The sequence below is a fragment of the Frateuria sp. genome (genome assembly GCF_035943815.1).
Classification (GTDB): Bacteria; Pseudomonadota; Gammaproteobacteria; order Xanthomonadales; family Rhodanobacteraceae; genus Frateuria_A.
Genome location: NZ_DASZBU010000005.1, coordinates 325,054 through 340,001, shown reverse-complemented (window position 1 = coordinate 340,001; position 14,948 = coordinate 325,054). Strand labels below are relative to the sequence as shown.

Below are 14,948 nucleotides of genomic sequence, written 5' to 3'. Positions count from 1 at the left end.
ATGTCCTCCCTGCCCCGTATTTACTTCAGTCGCCTGCTGCCGCTGGCCGCCGTGGCCCTGCTAGCCGGTTGCACCATCGCCAAGCCGCGCACGGACGATCCGCTGCAGAAGTACAACCGCAAGGTCTACGCCTTCAACGACGCGGTGGACAAGGCGGTGATCCGTCCGGTCGCGGTGGGCTACCGCAAGGTGACCAACCCGCCGGTGCGCCGCTCGATGAGCGATTTCTTCACGAATCTGCGCATGCCGGTCACGGTAGCGAACGATCTCCTGCAGGCGCGCCCCAAGCAGGCGCTGCAGAGCACCAGTCGCTTCCTGGTCAACCTCACGCTCGGCCTGGGCGGCTTCTTCGACCCCGCCAGCCAGTTGGGCATCCCGCTGGAGGACAACGATTTCGGCGTGACGCTGGCGCGATGGGGCGTGCCGGACGGCGACTACCTTGTGCTGCCCTTCGTCGGCCCCACCACCGCGCGCGACGTATGGCGTCTGCCGGTGGACAGCTACTTCTTCGATCCGCTGTCGATCTACGCGCGCAACAACCACTATGACTATGGCCAGCAGTACCTGCCGCAGATGATGTACCTGGTGACCCTGCGCTCGCGCGGCATCGATGCGGAAGGCTTCCTCAAGTCCGCCTACGACCCGTACGTATTCATGCGCGACGCTTACCGCCAGCAGCGCGTATACCAGATCTATGACGGCAACCCGCCGGCCGACGTGATCCAGCAGATGCAGGGTCTGAACGAGGACAACTTCGATCCGGAGCAGCTGCTCGACGAACAGCACCAGTGGGAGAAGAAGCATCCGGGCGAGAGCGGCCAGGCGCAGCCCGAGAAGCACTGAGACATCCGCCACGAACGAAAAAAAAGGGCCCGCGGGCCCTTTTTTTTCGTCGAAGGACAAGGTCAACCGACCAGCGCTTCCACCTCGCATACCTGAGCCAGCGCGCGCATGCCTTCGGGCATATTCACCACGGCGAGCGGTCGGCCCAGGCGCTGGGCCTCGGCCTGCACTGCCAGCACGCACGCCAGGCCCGCGCTGTCGGCGCGCTCGACGGCGGACAGGTCCAGCCGGACCACCGGGTCGGCGGCCAGCGCGGCACTGATGGCTGCCAGCGCCGCCGCGGCAGTCCCGAAGCTCAGCACGCCGCTGACGCCGAGGGTGCCCGCGGCCGGGCGTTGCAGCCGGAAAGCGTCCGCGCTCACGACGCCTTGCTGTCCTTGTCCATCGTCTCCAGCGCCTTCTCGCCCTGGTTCTCCAGGTTGCCGATCAGCTTTTCAATGCCGACCTTGCGGATTTCCGCGTCCACCTGGTTGCGGTAGTTGGTGACGTAGGAGATGCCCTCGATGATCACGTCATAGGCCTTCCAGTCGCCGTTCTTGCTCTTGCGGAAGGCATAGTCGACCGAGAGCCGCTTGCCGTCGTCCAGCACCACCTGCGTACGCACCACCGTGCGCTTGTCGTTCAAGTCGCCACTGAAGGGCAGCACCTGCACGGCACCTTTGGTGTAGTTGAGCAGGCCTTCGGCGTAACGGTGGGTGATGGAGTTGTAGAACGCCTTGGCGAAGCGCTCGCGCTGCTCGGGCGTGGCCTCGCGCGCGTGGCGGCCCAGTACCAGGATCGAGGCGTAGTCGATGTCGAAGTGCGGCAGGAAATCGTCGTCGATCACCGAGATCAACTTTTCCTTGTCGTTCTTCAGCTCCTCGCGGTGGCCCGCGATGGTGACGTCGAGCTGGTGGGCGATCTCCTTGACCACCTGCTCCGGGGTGGACTGGGCAGCCGGCGCCTGCGCGGCGGCATCCTGGGCCAGCACGGGGGAGGCGGCCACGGCGCCGAACGCGATGGCCACGGCGAAAGCCAGAGTGCGCAACATGGGAAAACTCCTTGGGGGTGGCCGGCAGCTCAGTGCTTGCCGGCGGGAGGTTCGGCGGGGGTGTCTTTCTTCTCGGCGGGCGAGCCGTTGACCAGGAACTTGCCGATCAGGTCCTCCAGCTGCATCGCCGACTGGGTCAACACCATCTCGTCACCGTTCTTGAGGAACTCCGGCGAGCCACCGGGCTGGATCGCAACGTACTGGGTTCCGATCAAACCGCTGGTGAACACCGCGGCGGCCGAATCGTCCGGGATCTGGTCGTACTTCTTGTCGATCGCCAGCTCCACCTCGGCATCGAGCTTGGTCGGATCGGCGTGCACCGCCATGACGCTGCCGATCGGCACGCCCGCCATCTTCACGGGGGCGCCGACCGAAAGCGCGCCGACGTTGCTGAAGCGGGCCTTGAGCACGTAGCTGCCGCCCAGGTTGTCGGCCACGCCACCGGCCCCGAAGAACTTGCCGAGCATTTCCTCCAGTTGCTGCGCCGGTTTGGTGCGCGCCAGCGTGCCGCCCTCGGCCAGGTCCTTCCTGGAGCTGCCGTATTCGATGCCCACGTACTGGTCGCCCAGCAGGCCGCTGGTGAAGATGGTGGCGATCGAATCGTCAGGGATGTGGCTGTAGCGCTCGTCGATGGCGAGCGTGACATCGGCCGCCTCGCGCTTGGGATCCAGCGCGATGGAGCGCACCTGGCCGACGCGCACGCCGGCGATCTTCACCGGCGCGCGCTCCTTGAGCTGGCCGATGTTGGCGAAGTGCGCCTGCACCGTATAGCTCGCGCCCTGGTGGGTGTTGGCCACCGAGGTGGTCTGCGTCGCCAGGTAGGCCAGCGCGGCAAAGCCGAGCACGATGAACAGGCCGGTGCCCACGGCATAGGATTGTCTCTGGCTCACGGCTCAGTCCTCAACGAAATCACATCAGGAACGCGGTCAGCACGAAGTCCAGCGCGAGGATCGCGATGGACGAGGCGACCACGGTGCGGGTGGTGGCGTAGGCCACGCCTTCGCTGGTCGGCGGCGTGGTGTAGCCCTGGTAGACGGCGATCAGCGAGACCACCGCGCCGAAGACGAGGCTCTTGATCAGGATGCCGTTGATCACGTCCTTGTGGACGTCGACAGAGGCGGTCATGTTCGACCAGAAGGTGCCGTTGTCGATGCCCAGCCAGGTCACCCCGACCAGGTGCCCGCCGAAGATGCCCAGCGCGCAGAAGACCGCGCACAGCAGCGGCATCGCGATCAGGCCGGCGAGGTAGCGCGGCACGGCGACGTAGGCGATCGGATCGACCGCCATCATTTCCATCGCGGCCAACTGGTCGGTGGCGCGCATCAGGCCGATCTCGGCGGTGACCGAGGTGCCGGCGCGGCCGGCGAACAGCAGCGCGGTGACCACCGGACCGAGTTCGCGGTAGATCGCGATCGCCACCACCGTGCCGCTGGCCGCCGTGCCGCCGAAGATCGACAGCACGTAGTAGAGCTGCAGCCCCAGCACCATGCCCACGAACAGGCCGCAGACCATGATGATGGTCAGGCTCATCGCGCCGACGAACCACAGCTGGCGCACGGTCTCGCGCGCGTACCTCATGCTTCGCGGCACCGCCGCCAGCAAGGTCAGCAGGAACAGGCCCGCCTCGCCGATCTGCGCCAGCGCGTTGACGATCACGTTGCGTTGCGGCTGGGCGCTCATCGCGCTGCTCCGGCAAGGCCCAGCGCCTGCGCGTAGTCGCCGGCGGGGTATTGGAACGGCACCGGGCCGTCGATCGCGCCGCCGAAGAACTGCCGCGTCCAGGGCGAGCCGTCGTCGGCGATGGTCTTGGGGTCGCCCTGCGCCACCACCTTGCCGTTGGCGATCAGATAGACCATGTTGGCCACCTGCTTGATCGCCTCCAGCTCGTGCGCCACCAGCACGCTGGTGATGCCCAGTGTCTCGTTGAGCGTACGGATCAGCTTGAGCACCTGACTGAGCGCAATCGGGTCCAGGCCCACGAACGGCTCGTCGTAGAGGATCAGCATGGGGTCGAACACGATCGCCCGCGCCAGCGCCACGCGCCGCGCCATGCCGCCGGAAAGCTCGGCCGGCATCAGCCCGGCGGCGCCGCGCAGGCCGACTGCCTGCAGCTTGGTCAGCACGATGTTGCGGATCAGCACCTCGGGCAGCTGCGTGTGCTGGCGCAGCGGGAAAGCGACGTTCTCGAATACGTCGAAGTCGGTCAGCAGCGCCGAGTTCTGGAATAGGTAGCCGATCTTCTCGCGCAGCGCGAACAGTTTCTCGCGCGAAAGCTCAGGCACGTTCCTGCCGTCCACCAGCACCTGGCCCGCATCGCCGCGCATCTGCCCGGTGATGTGCTTGAGCAGCGTGGTCTTGCCGGTGCCGCTGGGACCCATGATGGCCGTCACCTTGCCGCGCGGGATGTCCAGGTCCAGCGCGTCGAAGATGGTTTTGCCGTTCAGCACCGTGGTCAGGCCACGGATGCGCACCAGCGGTTCGGAGGAGGCGGAGGGGGCGGTCATAAGCGGACTAAGGTAGCCGAGCGGTGAAGGCAGGCCAAGCTGCAGCCCTTGCGTCCCCTTCCACGCGTTTAGCCGGTGCTAGGGGACTGGAGCGGATCAGGCGAGCAACTCGGCGATCAACGCCTCGTGCCGATTCCACTGCAGCGAACTGCGATGGCGCACCGCCCGCACGATCGCCTGCAGGTCGGCCAGCGCATCCCCGAACCCGTCGTTGACGACGATGTAGTCGAACTCGTGCGCGTGGCTGATTTCCTCGCGCGAGTTGTGCAGGCGGCGCTCGATCACCTCCGGCGCGTCCGAGCCGCGGCCGCGCAGGCGCCGCTCCAGCTCGGCTCGCGAGGGCGGCAGGATGAACACGCTCACGCAGTCGGGCTTGGCGTGGCGGATCTGCGCGGCGCCCTGCCAGTCGATTTCCAGCAGCACGTCGCGGCCTTGGTCCAGCAAGGCCTGCACCGTCGCCAGCGAAGTGCCGTAGAGATTACCGTGCACCTCGGCATGCTCGAGGAAGGCGCCGGCCGCGATCTGCCGCTCGAACTCCTCACGCTCGACGAAGTAGTAGTGGCGCCCATACGCCTCGCCCACTCGCGGCGGCCGCGTAGTGTGCGAGATGGACAGCGAGATCGACGGCTCGCGTTCGAGCAGGGCGTTGACCAGGGTGGACTTGCCCGCTCCGGACGGAGCCGCAACGATGAACAGCGTTCCCCGCTCCATGCTCATGCGCGCCGGCCCCGGACGCGGAGATGCCCACGGCGCGCGCCTCCGGCGGGTGCGACGAGCCCCCGCCTGGCCTGGCACCTCAGGGGAGTGGAATGGGGCACAACCAAGGGCGCGTCGTTCATCGCCGAAGTATAGCCAATGCGCGGCACTCCCCCGTTCGTCCTGCCCGGCGAATGCCGCTCCGGGCGCGGTATATCGGCGAGCCCCTGCGGAATCCGAATGTCGTGCGGCAACGTATAAGCTGGCTACCGGCTGCCGACCACCTCGCATGAGCACTGCCCTGGTACTTTTTCGACGGGACCTGCGCTTGGCCGACCAGCCCGCGCTCGTGGCCGCCTGCGCGGCACACGCAGAAGTGCTGCCGGTGTACGTGCACAACCCGGCAGAGGACACGCGGTGGGCCCCGGGCGCGGCCAGCCGCTGGTGGCTGCACCACAGCCTCCAGGCACTGCAGGGTGGGCTCGACGCTCAGGGCGGACAGCTTTATGTGGCCAGGGGCGACACCCTGACCACGCTGCGCCGGCTGGCCACCGTATGCGGTGCGGGCACGATCTACTGGAGCCGCCGCTATGAGCCTGCGGCCATCGCGCAAGACAGCCGAATGAAGGCCGCACTTCGCGCCGAAGGCCTGGCGGTGGAAAGCCATCCCGGCAACCTGTGGCGCGAGCCCTGGCAAGTGGCCACGGCACAGAACTCGCCCTATCGGGTATTCACCCCATACTGGCGCAAGCTGCGGCAACAACTGCTGCCGGAGGCGCCCCTGCCCGCAGCACGCGCGCGTGCATGGGTTTCGCTTCCCGGCAGCGTGCCGCTGGAGGAACTGGGCCTGCTGCCGACCCTTCCCTGGGCCACCGGCCTGGCGGAGGCGTGGCGTCCCGGCGAACCCGGCGCGCTGGAGCAACTGGAATTGTTCGTCGATGACGCGCTGGCCGATTATGCGCACGGCCGCGACCTGCCTGCGCGCCACGGTACCTCGAGGTTGTCGCCGCACCTGCACTTCGGAGAGATCACGCCCCGGCAGATCCACGACGCATTGCACCGGCGCGCCGCCACAACGGGCGCAGACCGGGATGCGCCAGGCCTGGAGCCGTACCTGCGCGAACTCGGTTGGCGCGAGTTCGCGCATCACCTGCTCTACCACTTCCCGCACACCCCCGAGGCGCCGTTCGATCGGCGCTTCGACCGATTCGACTGGCGCGAGGATCCGGCCGCCCTCGCACTCTGGCAGCAAGGCCGCACCGGCGTGCCGCTGGTCGACGCCGGCATGCGCGAGCTGTGGCACACGGGCTGGATGCACAACCGGGTGCGCATGGTGGTCGCCAGCTTCCTCACCAAGAACCTGCGCCAGCACTGGCTCCACGGCGCACGCTGGTTCTGGGATACGCTCGTGGACGCGGACCTGGCAAACAACACGCTCGGCTGGCAGTGGACCGCCGGCTGCGGAGCCGATGCAGCGCCGTTCTTCCGCGTGTTCAATCCCAGCGCCCAGGCGGCCCGATTCGATCCGCAGGCGACGTACCTGAAGCGCTGGCTACCGGAACTGGCCGACCTGCCTGCGCGACTGCTGCACGAACCGTGGCATGACCCGTCCGCACTGGCAACCCGCGGCTATCCGGCACCGATGGTCGACCTCGCAACCTCGCGCGAGGCGGCGCTCGCCGCCTGGAAGGGAATCGCGCGGACCTGACGCAACGCCAGAAGCGCCATTACAAACCGACCAGCGGCTGCAGCCTGCGCGCGAACCAGCCGGGGAAACGCAACGGCGCATCCAATGCCGCAACGCAGATGCATGGCGAGCCGACGGCAGTCACCGGCTGGTGCATCACCTCGCTGTCCAGGTCGGCGACGTCGCCCGGGCCGAAATGGCCCAGCACGTCGTTATAGGCGCCGCGCAGGACCTGGGTCAGTTCGCTGCGGCCGTGGCCGTGCAGCGGCATGCTCTTGCCCGGTGCGATCCTGAGCATGAAGAGCTGGCCGCCACCGGCGACCGGGCTGCGGATGCAATGCACGCCCGGCGCCATCCAGCGCCACTTGAGCGTGCCGAAGGAACGTCCGAAATATGGATGCAGCGGCGCGGGCAACGGGTCCGGGTCCGACACGGTGGGAGCTGGCGCCTGCGCTGCCTGCGCGGGGAACACGGGGCTCTGGTCCAGCCGCTCGATCATCTCCGCCCGCAGCTGCTCCCGGCGCCCGGCACCGACTTCGTCCGGCTGTTGCTGTTCGACCAGCACGCCACCGATCCGTTCGGCATCTCGCACCTGCGCACGGCAGTGGTCGCAACCCGTCAGGTGGGCCGCGACCACCACCGCCATCGCTTCGGACAGGGCGCCGGCGGCATAGGCCATCACAGTGGCCGGATCCAGATGGTGCGCGGGAGTCATGCCGCACCTCGCACGTCGGCCTGCAACTTCAGGAAGGCCCGGCGCAGGCTGGATTTGACTGTGCCCAGCGGCATACCTAGCTCCTGGGCGATCTCGTGGTGGGATTTGGCTTCGAAGTAGGACATGCGGACGAGCCGGGCCTGGGTGGCGGGAAGCCTGTCGATGCAGGCCTTGATCCGGGTGTGCTCGACGTAGGCCTCGGCCGAGGATGCGGCGCGCCCGTCGTGGTCGGCCTCCTCGGCTTCCAGCGCATCCTGCACCAGCATCCAGCCGCTTTCCTTGCGCACCTTGTCGATATGCAGGTTGCGGGCGATGCGGAACAGCCAGGTCGATACGCGGCTGAGCGAGGGATCGTAGGAGGCCGCCCGTTGCCACAACCTGAGCAGGGTCTCCTGCGCCAGTTCCTCGGCGATCGCCGCGGTCGAGCCCATGCCCCTCAGATAGAGGCACACGCGCGGCATGAAGTGGTCATAGATGCGCATGAAGCTTGCGCGGTCGCGTCGCTGCGCGACCGCGACCATCTCGGTCGACCAGTCGTGTCCATCGTTCGCTGGAAGCTTGGAAGTCGACACGATGCGTATCGCCTCGAAAGGCGAATAGGTTCCGCCGGTGGATTCAGGTTTCATCGTAAGCCAATTCCCGTGGCCCCATACGGCCACTCGACACGATTACGCGCGAGCAGCCCGGTTGGATGCATGGCAACGACGTGCCGACGGTGCATCCGTTTGCGGGCTCGACACGTAATGACGTCAGAGCCACCCCTGGATCACCTTCATGCCGACCCGTTCCCTTACTGCCGCCCGCCAGCCGAGTCGGCTCGGCGCCAGCCTGCGCCTATGGTTCGACGCCGGTGCACCCGCGCCGGCGGAAGAGTCGACGGCGGACCGTATCGACTGGTTGCGCGCGGTGCCGTTCGCGCTGATCCACCTCGGTTGCCTTGCCACGATCTGGACCGGCGTCTCGCTGACGGCCCTGCTTACCGCCAGCGCACTGTACGCCGTGCGCATGTTCGCGCTCACCGGGTTTTATCACCGCTACTTCTCGCATCGCACCTTCCGCACGTCGCGCGGCGTGCAGTTCGCCTTCGCCCTGATCGGCGCGGCCTGCGTGCAGCGTGGGCCGCTCTGGTGGTCGGCCCATCATCGGCACCACCACCGCCATGCGGACACGGCGCTCGATCCGCATTCGCCCAGCGTGCGCGGTTTCCTGTGGAGCCATATGGGCTGGTTCCTCACCCCACGCGCGTTCGCCACCGACCTGAAGCGGGTGCCGGATCTGGCGCGCTTCCCCGAGTTGAGGCTGCTGGACCGCTTCGACACGCTGGTACCGGCGGTGCTGGTGCTGGCGCTCTACGGCTTCGGCGCATGGCTCGGGCACTCCGCGCCGCAACTGCACACCAGCGGCATGCAGATGGTGGCGTGGGGCTTCTTTGTCTCCACCGTCGTGCTGTTCCACGCCACGGTGACGATCAATTCGCTCGCCCACCGCTTCGGCTCGCGCCGGTTCCCCACACGGGACCAGAGCCGCAACAACCTGTGGCTTGCGCTGCTGACCTTCGGCGAGGGCTGGCACAACAACCACCACTTCTTCCCCGGCAGCGCGCGGCAGGGTTTCCGCTGGTGGGAAATCGACCTTACCTGGTACGGCCTGAAGCTGATGGCGCTGCTGGGGCTGGTCCACGACCTCAGGCCGGTGCCCGCACGGGTGCTGGCGCGGGCGGAGCGCTGACGTGCGCATCGCAGTGATCGGCTCGGGCATCGCGGGGTTGGGCTCGGCCTGGCTGCTGTCCCGCCACCACGAGGTGGTGCTGTTCGAGGCCAACGCCTACCTTGGCGGACACACCCACACGCACGAGGTGCAGTTGCGCGGGCAGCGCTATGCCGTGGACACCGGCTTCATCGTTCATAACCCGCGGCACTACCCGCTCCTGACGATGCTGTTAGGCGAGCTGGGCGTCGCGTCACAGCCGTCCACGATGAGCTTCTCGGTGCAACACGAGGCGAGCGGGCGCGAATACAACGCCGCCACGCTCGACGCCCTTTTTTGTCAGCGGCGCAACCTGTTTTCGCCGCGCTTCCTGGGGATGGTGCGCGACATCATGCGTTTCTACCGGGAGGCGCCGGCGTTGCTCGATGCGCGCGGTGACGACCTCACCCTGGGCGAATACCTCGAGGCGCACGGTTACTGTGCCGCTTTCCGCGACGAACACCTGGTGCCGATGGCCTCGGCGCTGTGGTCCTCGCCCCCAGGGCAGATCCTTGCCTTCCCGGCGCGCTACCTGGTGCAGTTCATGGCCAACCACCAGATGCTGCAGGTGGCCGACCGGCCGCAATGGCGCGTGGTCAGCGGCGGCTCGGCCAGCTACGTCGAGGCCCTGCGCCGTCGCTGGCGCGTGCAGGAGCGGCTGGCCTGCCCGGTCTTTTCCATCGTCCGCGACGCGCTGGGCGTGAGCGTACACAGTATGGCCGGCAGCGAACGCTTCGACCAGGTCGTGCTGGCCTGCCACAGCGACCAGGCGCTCGCGCTGCTCGCCGACGCCAGCGCGCGCGAGCGCGCTATCCTGGGCGCGATGCCCTACCAGGCCAACGAGGTGGTGCTGCACACCGACCGCCGGCTGCTGCCGCGCCATCCCAAGGCGTGGGCCGCCTGGAACGCATTCGTGCCACGTGCGCCGGAAGCGCCCTGCACGGTCAGCTATTGCATGAATCTGCTGCAGGGCATCGATTCCCCCGAGCCGCTGGTGGTCACGCTCAACCGCACGCATGCGATCGACCCGGCACGGGTGCTGCGCCAATTGCAGTACCACCATCCGGTGTACACGCGCGACGCGGTGGTCGCACAGCGGCGCAAAGCCGAGATCCAGGGTGTGAACCGAACCTGGTTCGCGGGTGCCTACTGGGGCTGGGGCTTCCACGAGGACGGCCTGCGCAGCGCGGTCGAGGTGGCGGCCGCCTTCGGCATCGACTGGCAGCGAGGCACCACACGCCAGCCGCTGCGGCTGGTCGCCGGCTACGCCGCATGAGCGCGCCGCTCGCCAGCGCCGTATACGAGGGAACCGTGCGCCACCGCCGGCTGGTGCCGCATGCGCATGCTTTCCGGTACCGCATGGCCCAGCTCTACCTGGACCTGGACGAGCTCGACCGCGTGTTCGCCGGGCGCTGGCTGTGGTCGGTGGGCCGGCGCAATCTGGCCCAGTTCCACCGCGGCGACTACCTCGCGCCTGCGGCATTGCCACTGGCCGACGCGGTACGCGCACGTGTCGCCGAGGCAACCGGCCAGCGGCCGTCCGGGCCGATCCGCCTGCTCACCCACCTGCGCTACGCCGGCTACGCGTTCAATCCCGTCAGCTTCTACTACTGCTTCGCAGCCGACGGCCAAACGCTCGAGTCCATCCTGGCCGAGATCACCAACACGCCATGGAAGGAGCGCCACGCCTACGTGCTGCCGGTGGTCAGCGCGCAGCGGCGCGGCCGCGTGCTTGCCTGGTCGTTCCCCAAGACCTTCCACGTCTCGCCGTTCATGGCGTTGGCGCGCAACTACGATTGGCGCTTCACCACGCCCGGCGATGACCTGCTGGTGCACATGGATGTGCTGCGCGGGGACAAACGCGAGTTCGATGCCTCGCTGGCGCTGCGGCGGCTTCCGCTGACCGGCGCCACGCTGGCGCGGGTGCTGTGGCGCTACCCGCTGATGACCGCCCAGGTGATCGGCGCGATCCACTGGCAAGCACTGCGCCTGTGGCTCAAGCGCAACCCCGTCCACGACCATCCTGCCGCTTCCCGAGGTACACCATGAGTGCTGTCCCGCGCGACACATCGGTTCCCTTCCCGGGCGCCCTCGACCGCCTGCTGCGCAATCGCCTGCTCGCCCGCCTGGCCGGCCTTCGCCACGGCCGCCTGCGCGTTCATGACGCGCTGGGGACGACCGAGCTGGGTCCGGCCGGGGGCCCGCTGCCCACGATCGACATGGAGGTGCTCGACCCGGGCTTCTACCGCGCACTGGCCCGGCGGGGCAGCGTCGGCGCAGGGGAGGCATTCATGGCGGGACTATGGCGCTGCCGTGCCACAGGCCTGGACGAGGCGGACGCGCTGGTGCTGCTGGTGCGCCTGCTGGTGCGCAACCGCGACCTGCTCGATGGCATGGAAACCGGCCTGGCGCGCCTGGGGAGCGCCGCGATGCGCGCGTGGCACGCGCTGCGCCGCAACACCCGTGGCGGCAGCCGGCGCAACATCGCCGCGCACTACGACCTGGGCAACGACTTTTTCAGCCTGTTCCTGTCCGACGATCTGATGTACTCCTCGGCGCTGTGGGACGGTCCTGCCGACACGCTGGAGGCGGCCTCGACCCGCAAGCTCGAGGCGATCTGCCGGCAGCTGGCGCTGCAACCCGGCGACCGCGTGATCGAGATCGGCACCGGCTGGGGCGGCTTCGCACTGCACGCGGCGCGACACCACGGCTGCCACGTCACCACCGCCACCATCTCGCGCGAGCAGTACACGCTGGCCAAGGCACGCGTGGCGGCGGCGGGCCTGGACGATCGCATCGACGTGCAGCTTGCCGACTACCGCGAGCTGCGCGGCCAGTACGACAAGCTCGTCTCCATCGAGATGGTCGAGGCGGTGGGCGCACCGTACCTGGAAGCCTACTTCGGGCAGCTGGGCCGGCTGCTCAAGCCGGAGGGGCTCGCGCTGGTGCAGGCGATCACCATCGAGGACCACCGCTACGCCCAGGCGCTGGCTTCGGTGGACTTCATCAAGCGTCACGTCTTTCCGGGCAGCTTCATCCCGTCGATCCACGCGCTGCTTGCAGCCAAGACGCGCGCCAGCGACCTGGGCCTGGTCGCGCTGCGCGATTTCGGCGACTCCTACGCGCGAACTTTGGAAGCCTGGCGCGAGCGCTTCATTGCTCGATTGCCGGCCGTTCGTGCGCAAGGCTTCGACGAGCGCTTCATCCGGATGTGGACCTTTTACCTGGCCTATTGCGAAGGCGGTTTCCGCGAGCGCTCGATCGGCGTGGCGCACCTGCTGCTGGCCAAGCCCGGCTGGCGCGGCGCGGTGGCTGCGTGACTCCCTGGATCACTCTGGCCGCCTACGAGCTGGCCTGGCTGGCGGCGGTCGAAGGGGCCGGTCGCGGCCATGCCTGGCCCGGCGTGCTCGCGGTTGCGCTATTCGCCGCGTGGCGCCTCGCCACCTCGCGCACGCGCCCGGTGGATCTGCGCCTGGCCACAACGGCGCTGGTTCTCGGCTTCGCACTGGAAGCGCTCTGGACCGGCAGCGGTTTGCTGCGCTACGCCGCGCCCTGGCCCGGCGCGACGGCACCGGCGTGGCTGCTGGCACTGTGGGTGGCCTTCGCCCTGACCATCGTGCCGCTGTTCCGCTACCTGCACGCGCGGCCGTGGCTGGCCGCCTCGCTGGGCGCGATCGGCGGGCCACTGGCCTACCTTGGCGCGGCGCGCGGCTGGCATGCCCTGGCACTGGCGACGCCAGCGTGGCGTCCGCTGCTGGCGCTGGCGCTGGGCTGGGCGGTGGCCACGCCGGTACTCACGTCGCTGGCGCGGCACTGGCTGCTGCAGCTGCCCCGGCAGGCCCACGCATGAGCCCGTGGCTGGCCCTGCTGCTCGCGTGGCTGCTTGCAGCAATACTGATGGCCGCCGGCTGGTGGTGGCAGCAGCGCAGGCGCAATGCCGGCATCGTGGACGTGCTGTGGTCAGCGGGGCTGGCCTGCAGCGCCTTGCTGCTTGCCGCACTGGGCCGCGGCGCGGCGGTTCCGCGGCTATGCCTGGCCGTGCTCGGCGGCGCGTGGGGCGCGCGCCTGGCCTGGCACCTGTGGCGTCGCGTGCGCGGCGGGGACGAGGACGGCCGCTATCGGCAACTGCGGGCGCACTGGGGCGACGGAGCGCTGCGCTGGTGGCTGTTCTTCCAGGCGCAGGCAGCGCTGGTCGTCCTGTTCGCGCTACCGTTCCTCGCCGTGGCCGGGAACCCGGACACGCGGCCGGGCTGGCTGCTGGGCGGCGTGCTGATCTGGCTGCTCGGGGTCGGCGGTGAGGCGCTCGCCGACGCGCAACTGGCGCTCTTTCGCGCCGACCCGGCGAACCTCGGGAGAACCTGCCGCGATGGCCTATGGCGCTATTCGCGCCATCCCAACTACTTCTTCGAGTGGCTGCACTGGTTCGCCTATGTGGCGCTTGCCCGCGGCGCGCCACACGCATGGCTGGCCTGGCTCGGCCCGGTATTGATGTTCGCCTTCCTGCGCTGGCTGAGCGGCATCCCCTGGACCGAGGCCCAGGCCCTGCGCAACCGGGGCGAGGACTACCTCGCCTATCAACGAAGCACGCCCATGTTCTTCCCCTGGTTCCCCAGGCAACCTACGAGGAGTGGTCCATGACGACCATCACGCTGGATTCCGCCGAGCTGTCGGCCGACCGACCCGCCCCCGGGCTGCTCGGTCTGGCCGAACGCGGCCTGCTCCCCGACGCGCTGTTGCGCCTGGGCATCCGCCGGCTCTGCGCGCAGCGGCTGGCCGAGGAACGCGCCGGCGGACCGGAGCAGATTGCCGGGCGCTACGCCCGCCGCCTCGAGACACTGCGCCAGAGCCCGGTCGCGCTGCACACCGACACGGCCAACGCCCAGCACTACGAGCTGCCGGCCGCGTTCTTCGAACATTGCCTGGGGCCGCGCCTGAAGTACTCGTGCTGCTATTACCCGCGCGGCGACGAGACCTTGGCCGAGGCCGAGGAGGCGATGCTCGCGCTGTACGGCGAGCGGGCGGAACTGGCCGATGGCCAGGACATCCTCGAGCTCGGCTGCGGCTGGGGCTCGCTCACGCTGTGGATGGCCGAGCATTACCCGCGCGCCAACATTCTGGCCGTCTCCAACTCGAACGGCCAGCGCCGGCACATCGAAGCTCAATGCCGCGCCCGCGGCCTGGCCAACGTGCGCGTGATGACCGCCGACGCCAACACGCTCGCGCTCGAAGCCAGTCGTTTCGACCGCTGCGTCTCGGTCGAGATGTTCGAGCACATGCGCAACTACGACACGCTGCTCGGGCGCATCGCGCACTGGCTGCGCCCCGGCGGAAAGCTGTTCGTGCACGTATTCGCGCACCGCACGCTCATGTACCCGTTCGAAACGCAGGGCCAGGACAACTGGCTGGGGCGGCACTTCTTCACCGGCGGGTTGATGCCCGCGGCCGATACGCTCTTGTGGTTCCAGCGCGACCTGGCGATCGAGCAGCGCTGGCTGGTCGACGGCCGCCATTACCAGCGCACCGCCGATCAATGGCTGGCGCGCCAGGACGCCGCGCGCGAGGCGGTCCTTGCCGAACTGACGACCGCCTATGGCCCGCACGCGCGGCTGTGGTTCCAGCGCTGGCGGATGTTCTGGATGGCCTGCGCGGAACTGTTCGGCCATGCCGGCGGCCGCGAATGGCTGGTCGCCCATTACCGCTTCGCGCGTGGCGCCTGAAGGAGCCTGC

General features: G+C 68.6%; 17 protein-coding genes. 9 read left to right on the top strand and 8 right to left on the bottom strand.

What is annotated here, in order from left to right; genetic code table 11:
- The gene (locus VGU65_RS03170) at positions 1-843 is read left to right on the top strand and encodes an MlaA family lipoprotein (RefSeq protein WP_327472792.1); all 843 of its coding nucleotides are present in this window, start codon (positions 1-3) and stop codon (positions 841-843) included.
- 62 nt (positions 844-905) lie between these two features.
- Here the strand turns inward: VGU65_RS03170 and VGU65_RS03165 are convergent, their stop codons facing one another.
- The 6 genes from VGU65_RS03165 to gmk form a co-directional block, all read right to left on the bottom strand.
- On the bottom strand, positions 906-1,205 hold the full coding sequence (locus VGU65_RS03165) for an STAS domain-containing protein (protein WP_327472790.1): 300 nt from the start codon (positions 1,203-1,205) through the stop codon (positions 906-908).
- Positions 1,202-1,873 (bottom strand): MlaC/ttg2D family ABC transporter substrate-binding protein, encoded by a 672-nt coding sequence (locus VGU65_RS03160; protein ID WP_327472789.1) that lies wholly within the window; start codon positions 1,871-1,873, stop codon positions 1,202-1,204. Before VGU65_RS03160 ends, VGU65_RS03165 begins: the two co-directional genes overlap by 4 nt.
- A gap of 29 nt (positions 1,874-1,902) precedes the next feature.
- Positions 1,903-2,763 (bottom strand): outer membrane lipid asymmetry maintenance protein MlaD, encoded by an 861-nt coding sequence (gene mlaD, locus VGU65_RS03155; protein ID WP_327472788.1) that lies wholly within the window; start codon positions 2,761-2,763, stop codon positions 1,903-1,905.
- Between the two features lie 19 nt (positions 2,764-2,782).
- Positions 2,783-3,553, bottom strand: coding sequence for a lipid asymmetry maintenance ABC transporter permease subunit MlaE (gene mlaE, locus VGU65_RS03150; RefSeq protein WP_327472786.1), 771 nt, complete (start codon positions 3,551-3,553; stop codon positions 2,783-2,785).
- The gene (locus tag VGU65_RS03145) at positions 3,550-4,377 is read right to left on the bottom strand and encodes an ABC transporter ATP-binding protein (RefSeq protein ID WP_327472784.1); all 828 of its coding nucleotides are present in this window, start codon (positions 4,375-4,377) and stop codon (positions 3,550-3,552) included. The genes mlaE and VGU65_RS03145 overlap by 4 nt, the downstream gene beginning before the upstream one ends.
- A gap of 96 nt (positions 4,378-4,473) precedes the next feature.
- Positions 4,474-5,094 (bottom strand): guanylate kinase, encoded by a 621-nt coding sequence (gene gmk, locus VGU65_RS03140; RefSeq protein WP_327472782.1) that lies wholly within the window; start codon positions 5,092-5,094, stop codon positions 4,474-4,476.
- A gap of 268 nt (positions 5,095-5,362) precedes the next feature.
- On the opposite strand from gmk, the gene VGU65_RS03135 reads away from it, so the two are divergent.
- On the top strand, positions 5,363-6,781 hold the full coding sequence (locus tag VGU65_RS03135; RefSeq protein ID WP_327472780.1) for a cryptochrome/photolyase family protein: 1,419 nt from the start codon (positions 5,363-5,365) through the stop codon (positions 6,779-6,781).
- A gap of 19 nt (positions 6,782-6,800) precedes the next feature.
- On the opposite strand, the gene VGU65_RS03130 is transcribed toward VGU65_RS03135, so the two are convergent.
- Both VGU65_RS03130 and VGU65_RS03125 read right to left on the bottom strand, forming a co-directional pair.
- Positions 6,801-7,475 carry a ChrR family anti-sigma-E factor gene (locus VGU65_RS03130; RefSeq protein WP_327472779.1) on the bottom strand — a complete coding sequence of 225 codons (675 nt, stop codon included), beginning with the start codon at positions 7,473-7,475 and terminating at the stop codon, positions 6,801-6,803.
- A complete protein-coding gene (locus VGU65_RS03125; RefSeq protein WP_327472778.1) occupies positions 7,472-8,101 on the bottom strand; it encodes a sigma-70 family RNA polymerase sigma factor in 630 nt (209 codons plus the stop codon). Before VGU65_RS03125 ends, VGU65_RS03130 begins: the two co-directional genes overlap by 4 nt.
- Before the next feature lie 148 nt (positions 8,102-8,249).
- Here VGU65_RS03125 and VGU65_RS03120 point away from each other — a divergent pair, with 148 nt between their 5' ends.
- From VGU65_RS03120 to VGU65_RS03090, 7 genes are read left to right on the top strand one after another with little or no spacing between them, the layout of a single operon-like run.
- Positions 8,250-9,203: an acyl-CoA desaturase gene (locus VGU65_RS03120; RefSeq protein ID WP_327472777.1), complete on the top strand. Its 954-nt coding sequence runs from the start codon at positions 8,250-8,252 to the stop codon at positions 9,201-9,203.
- A gap of 1 nt (position 9,204) precedes the next feature.
- Complete coding sequence (locus tag VGU65_RS03115) at positions 9,205-10,497, top strand: NAD(P)/FAD-dependent oxidoreductase (RefSeq protein ID WP_327472776.1); 1,293 nt, start codon at positions 9,205-9,207, stop codon at positions 10,495-10,497.
- Positions 10,494-11,270, top strand: a complete 777-nt coding sequence (locus tag VGU65_RS03110; RefSeq protein WP_327472775.1) for a DUF1365 domain-containing protein — start codon at positions 10,494-10,496, stop codon at positions 11,268-11,270. The genes VGU65_RS03115 and VGU65_RS03110 overlap by 4 nt, the downstream gene beginning before the upstream one ends.
- Complete coding sequence (locus VGU65_RS03105) at positions 11,267-12,541, top strand: class I SAM-dependent methyltransferase (RefSeq protein ID WP_327472774.1); 1,275 nt, start codon at positions 11,267-11,269, stop codon at positions 12,539-12,541. Before VGU65_RS03110 ends, VGU65_RS03105 begins: the two co-directional genes overlap by 4 nt.
- Positions 12,538-13,071 (top strand): DUF2878 domain-containing protein, encoded by a 534-nt coding sequence (locus VGU65_RS03100; RefSeq protein ID WP_327472772.1) that lies wholly within the window; start codon positions 12,538-12,540, stop codon positions 13,069-13,071. The genes VGU65_RS03105 and VGU65_RS03100 overlap by 4 nt, the downstream gene beginning before the upstream one ends.
- The gene (locus tag VGU65_RS03095) at positions 13,068-13,859 is read left to right on the top strand and encodes a DUF1295 domain-containing protein (protein ID WP_327472770.1); all 792 of its coding nucleotides are present in this window, start codon (positions 13,068-13,070) and stop codon (positions 13,857-13,859) included. The genes VGU65_RS03100 and VGU65_RS03095 overlap by 4 nt, the downstream gene beginning before the upstream one ends.
- Complete coding sequence (locus VGU65_RS03090) at positions 13,856-14,938, top strand: SAM-dependent methyltransferase (protein WP_327472768.1); 1,083 nt, start codon at positions 13,856-13,858, stop codon at positions 14,936-14,938. The genes VGU65_RS03095 and VGU65_RS03090 overlap by 4 nt, the downstream gene beginning before the upstream one ends.
- The last annotated feature ends 10 nt before the right edge of the window (positions 14,939-14,948 follow it).

Coding starts and splice junctions, on each gene's coding strand:
- VGU65_RS03170 (WP_327472792.1), top strand. CDS start 1: ATGTCCTCCCTGCCCCGTATTTACTTCAGTCGCCTGCTGCCGCTGGCC.
- VGU65_RS03160 (WP_327472789.1), bottom strand. CDS start 1,873: ATGTTGCGCACTCTGGCTTTCGCCGTGGCCATCGCGTTCGGCGCCGTG.
- mlaE (WP_327472786.1), bottom strand. CDS start 3,553: ATGAGCGCCCAGCCGCAACGCAACGTGATCGTCAACGCGCTGGCGCAG.
- VGU65_RS03145 (WP_327472784.1), bottom strand. CDS start 4,377: ATGACCGCCCCCTCCGCCTCCTCCGAACCGCTGGTGCGCATCCGTGGC.
- gmk (WP_327472782.1), bottom strand. CDS start 5,094: ATGAGCATGGAGCGGGGAACGCTGTTCATCGTTGCGGCTCCGTCCGGA.
- VGU65_RS03135 (WP_327472780.1), top strand. CDS start 5,363: ATGAGCACTGCCCTGGTACTTTTTCGACGGGACCTGCGCTTGGCCGAC.
- VGU65_RS03130 (WP_327472779.1), bottom strand. CDS start 7,475: ATGACTCCCGCGCACCATCTGGATCCGGCCACTGTGATGGCCTATGCC.
- VGU65_RS03125 (WP_327472778.1), bottom strand. CDS start 8,101: ATGAAACCTGAATCCACCGGCGGAACCTATTCGCCTTTCGAGGCGATA.
- VGU65_RS03120 (WP_327472777.1), top strand. CDS start 8,250: ATGCCGACCCGTTCCCTTACTGCCGCCCGCCAGCCGAGTCGGCTCGGC.
- VGU65_RS03110 (WP_327472775.1), top strand. CDS start 10,494: ATGAGCGCGCCGCTCGCCAGCGCCGTATACGAGGGAACCGTGCGCCAC.
- VGU65_RS03105 (WP_327472774.1), top strand. CDS start 11,267: ATGAGTGCTGTCCCGCGCGACACATCGGTTCCCTTCCCGGGCGCCCTC.
- VGU65_RS03095 (WP_327472770.1), top strand. CDS start 13,068: ATGAGCCCGTGGCTGGCCCTGCTGCTCGCGTGGCTGCTTGCAGCAATA.
- VGU65_RS03090 (WP_327472768.1), top strand. CDS start 13,856: ATGACGACCATCACGCTGGATTCCGCCGAGCTGTCGGCCGACCGACCC.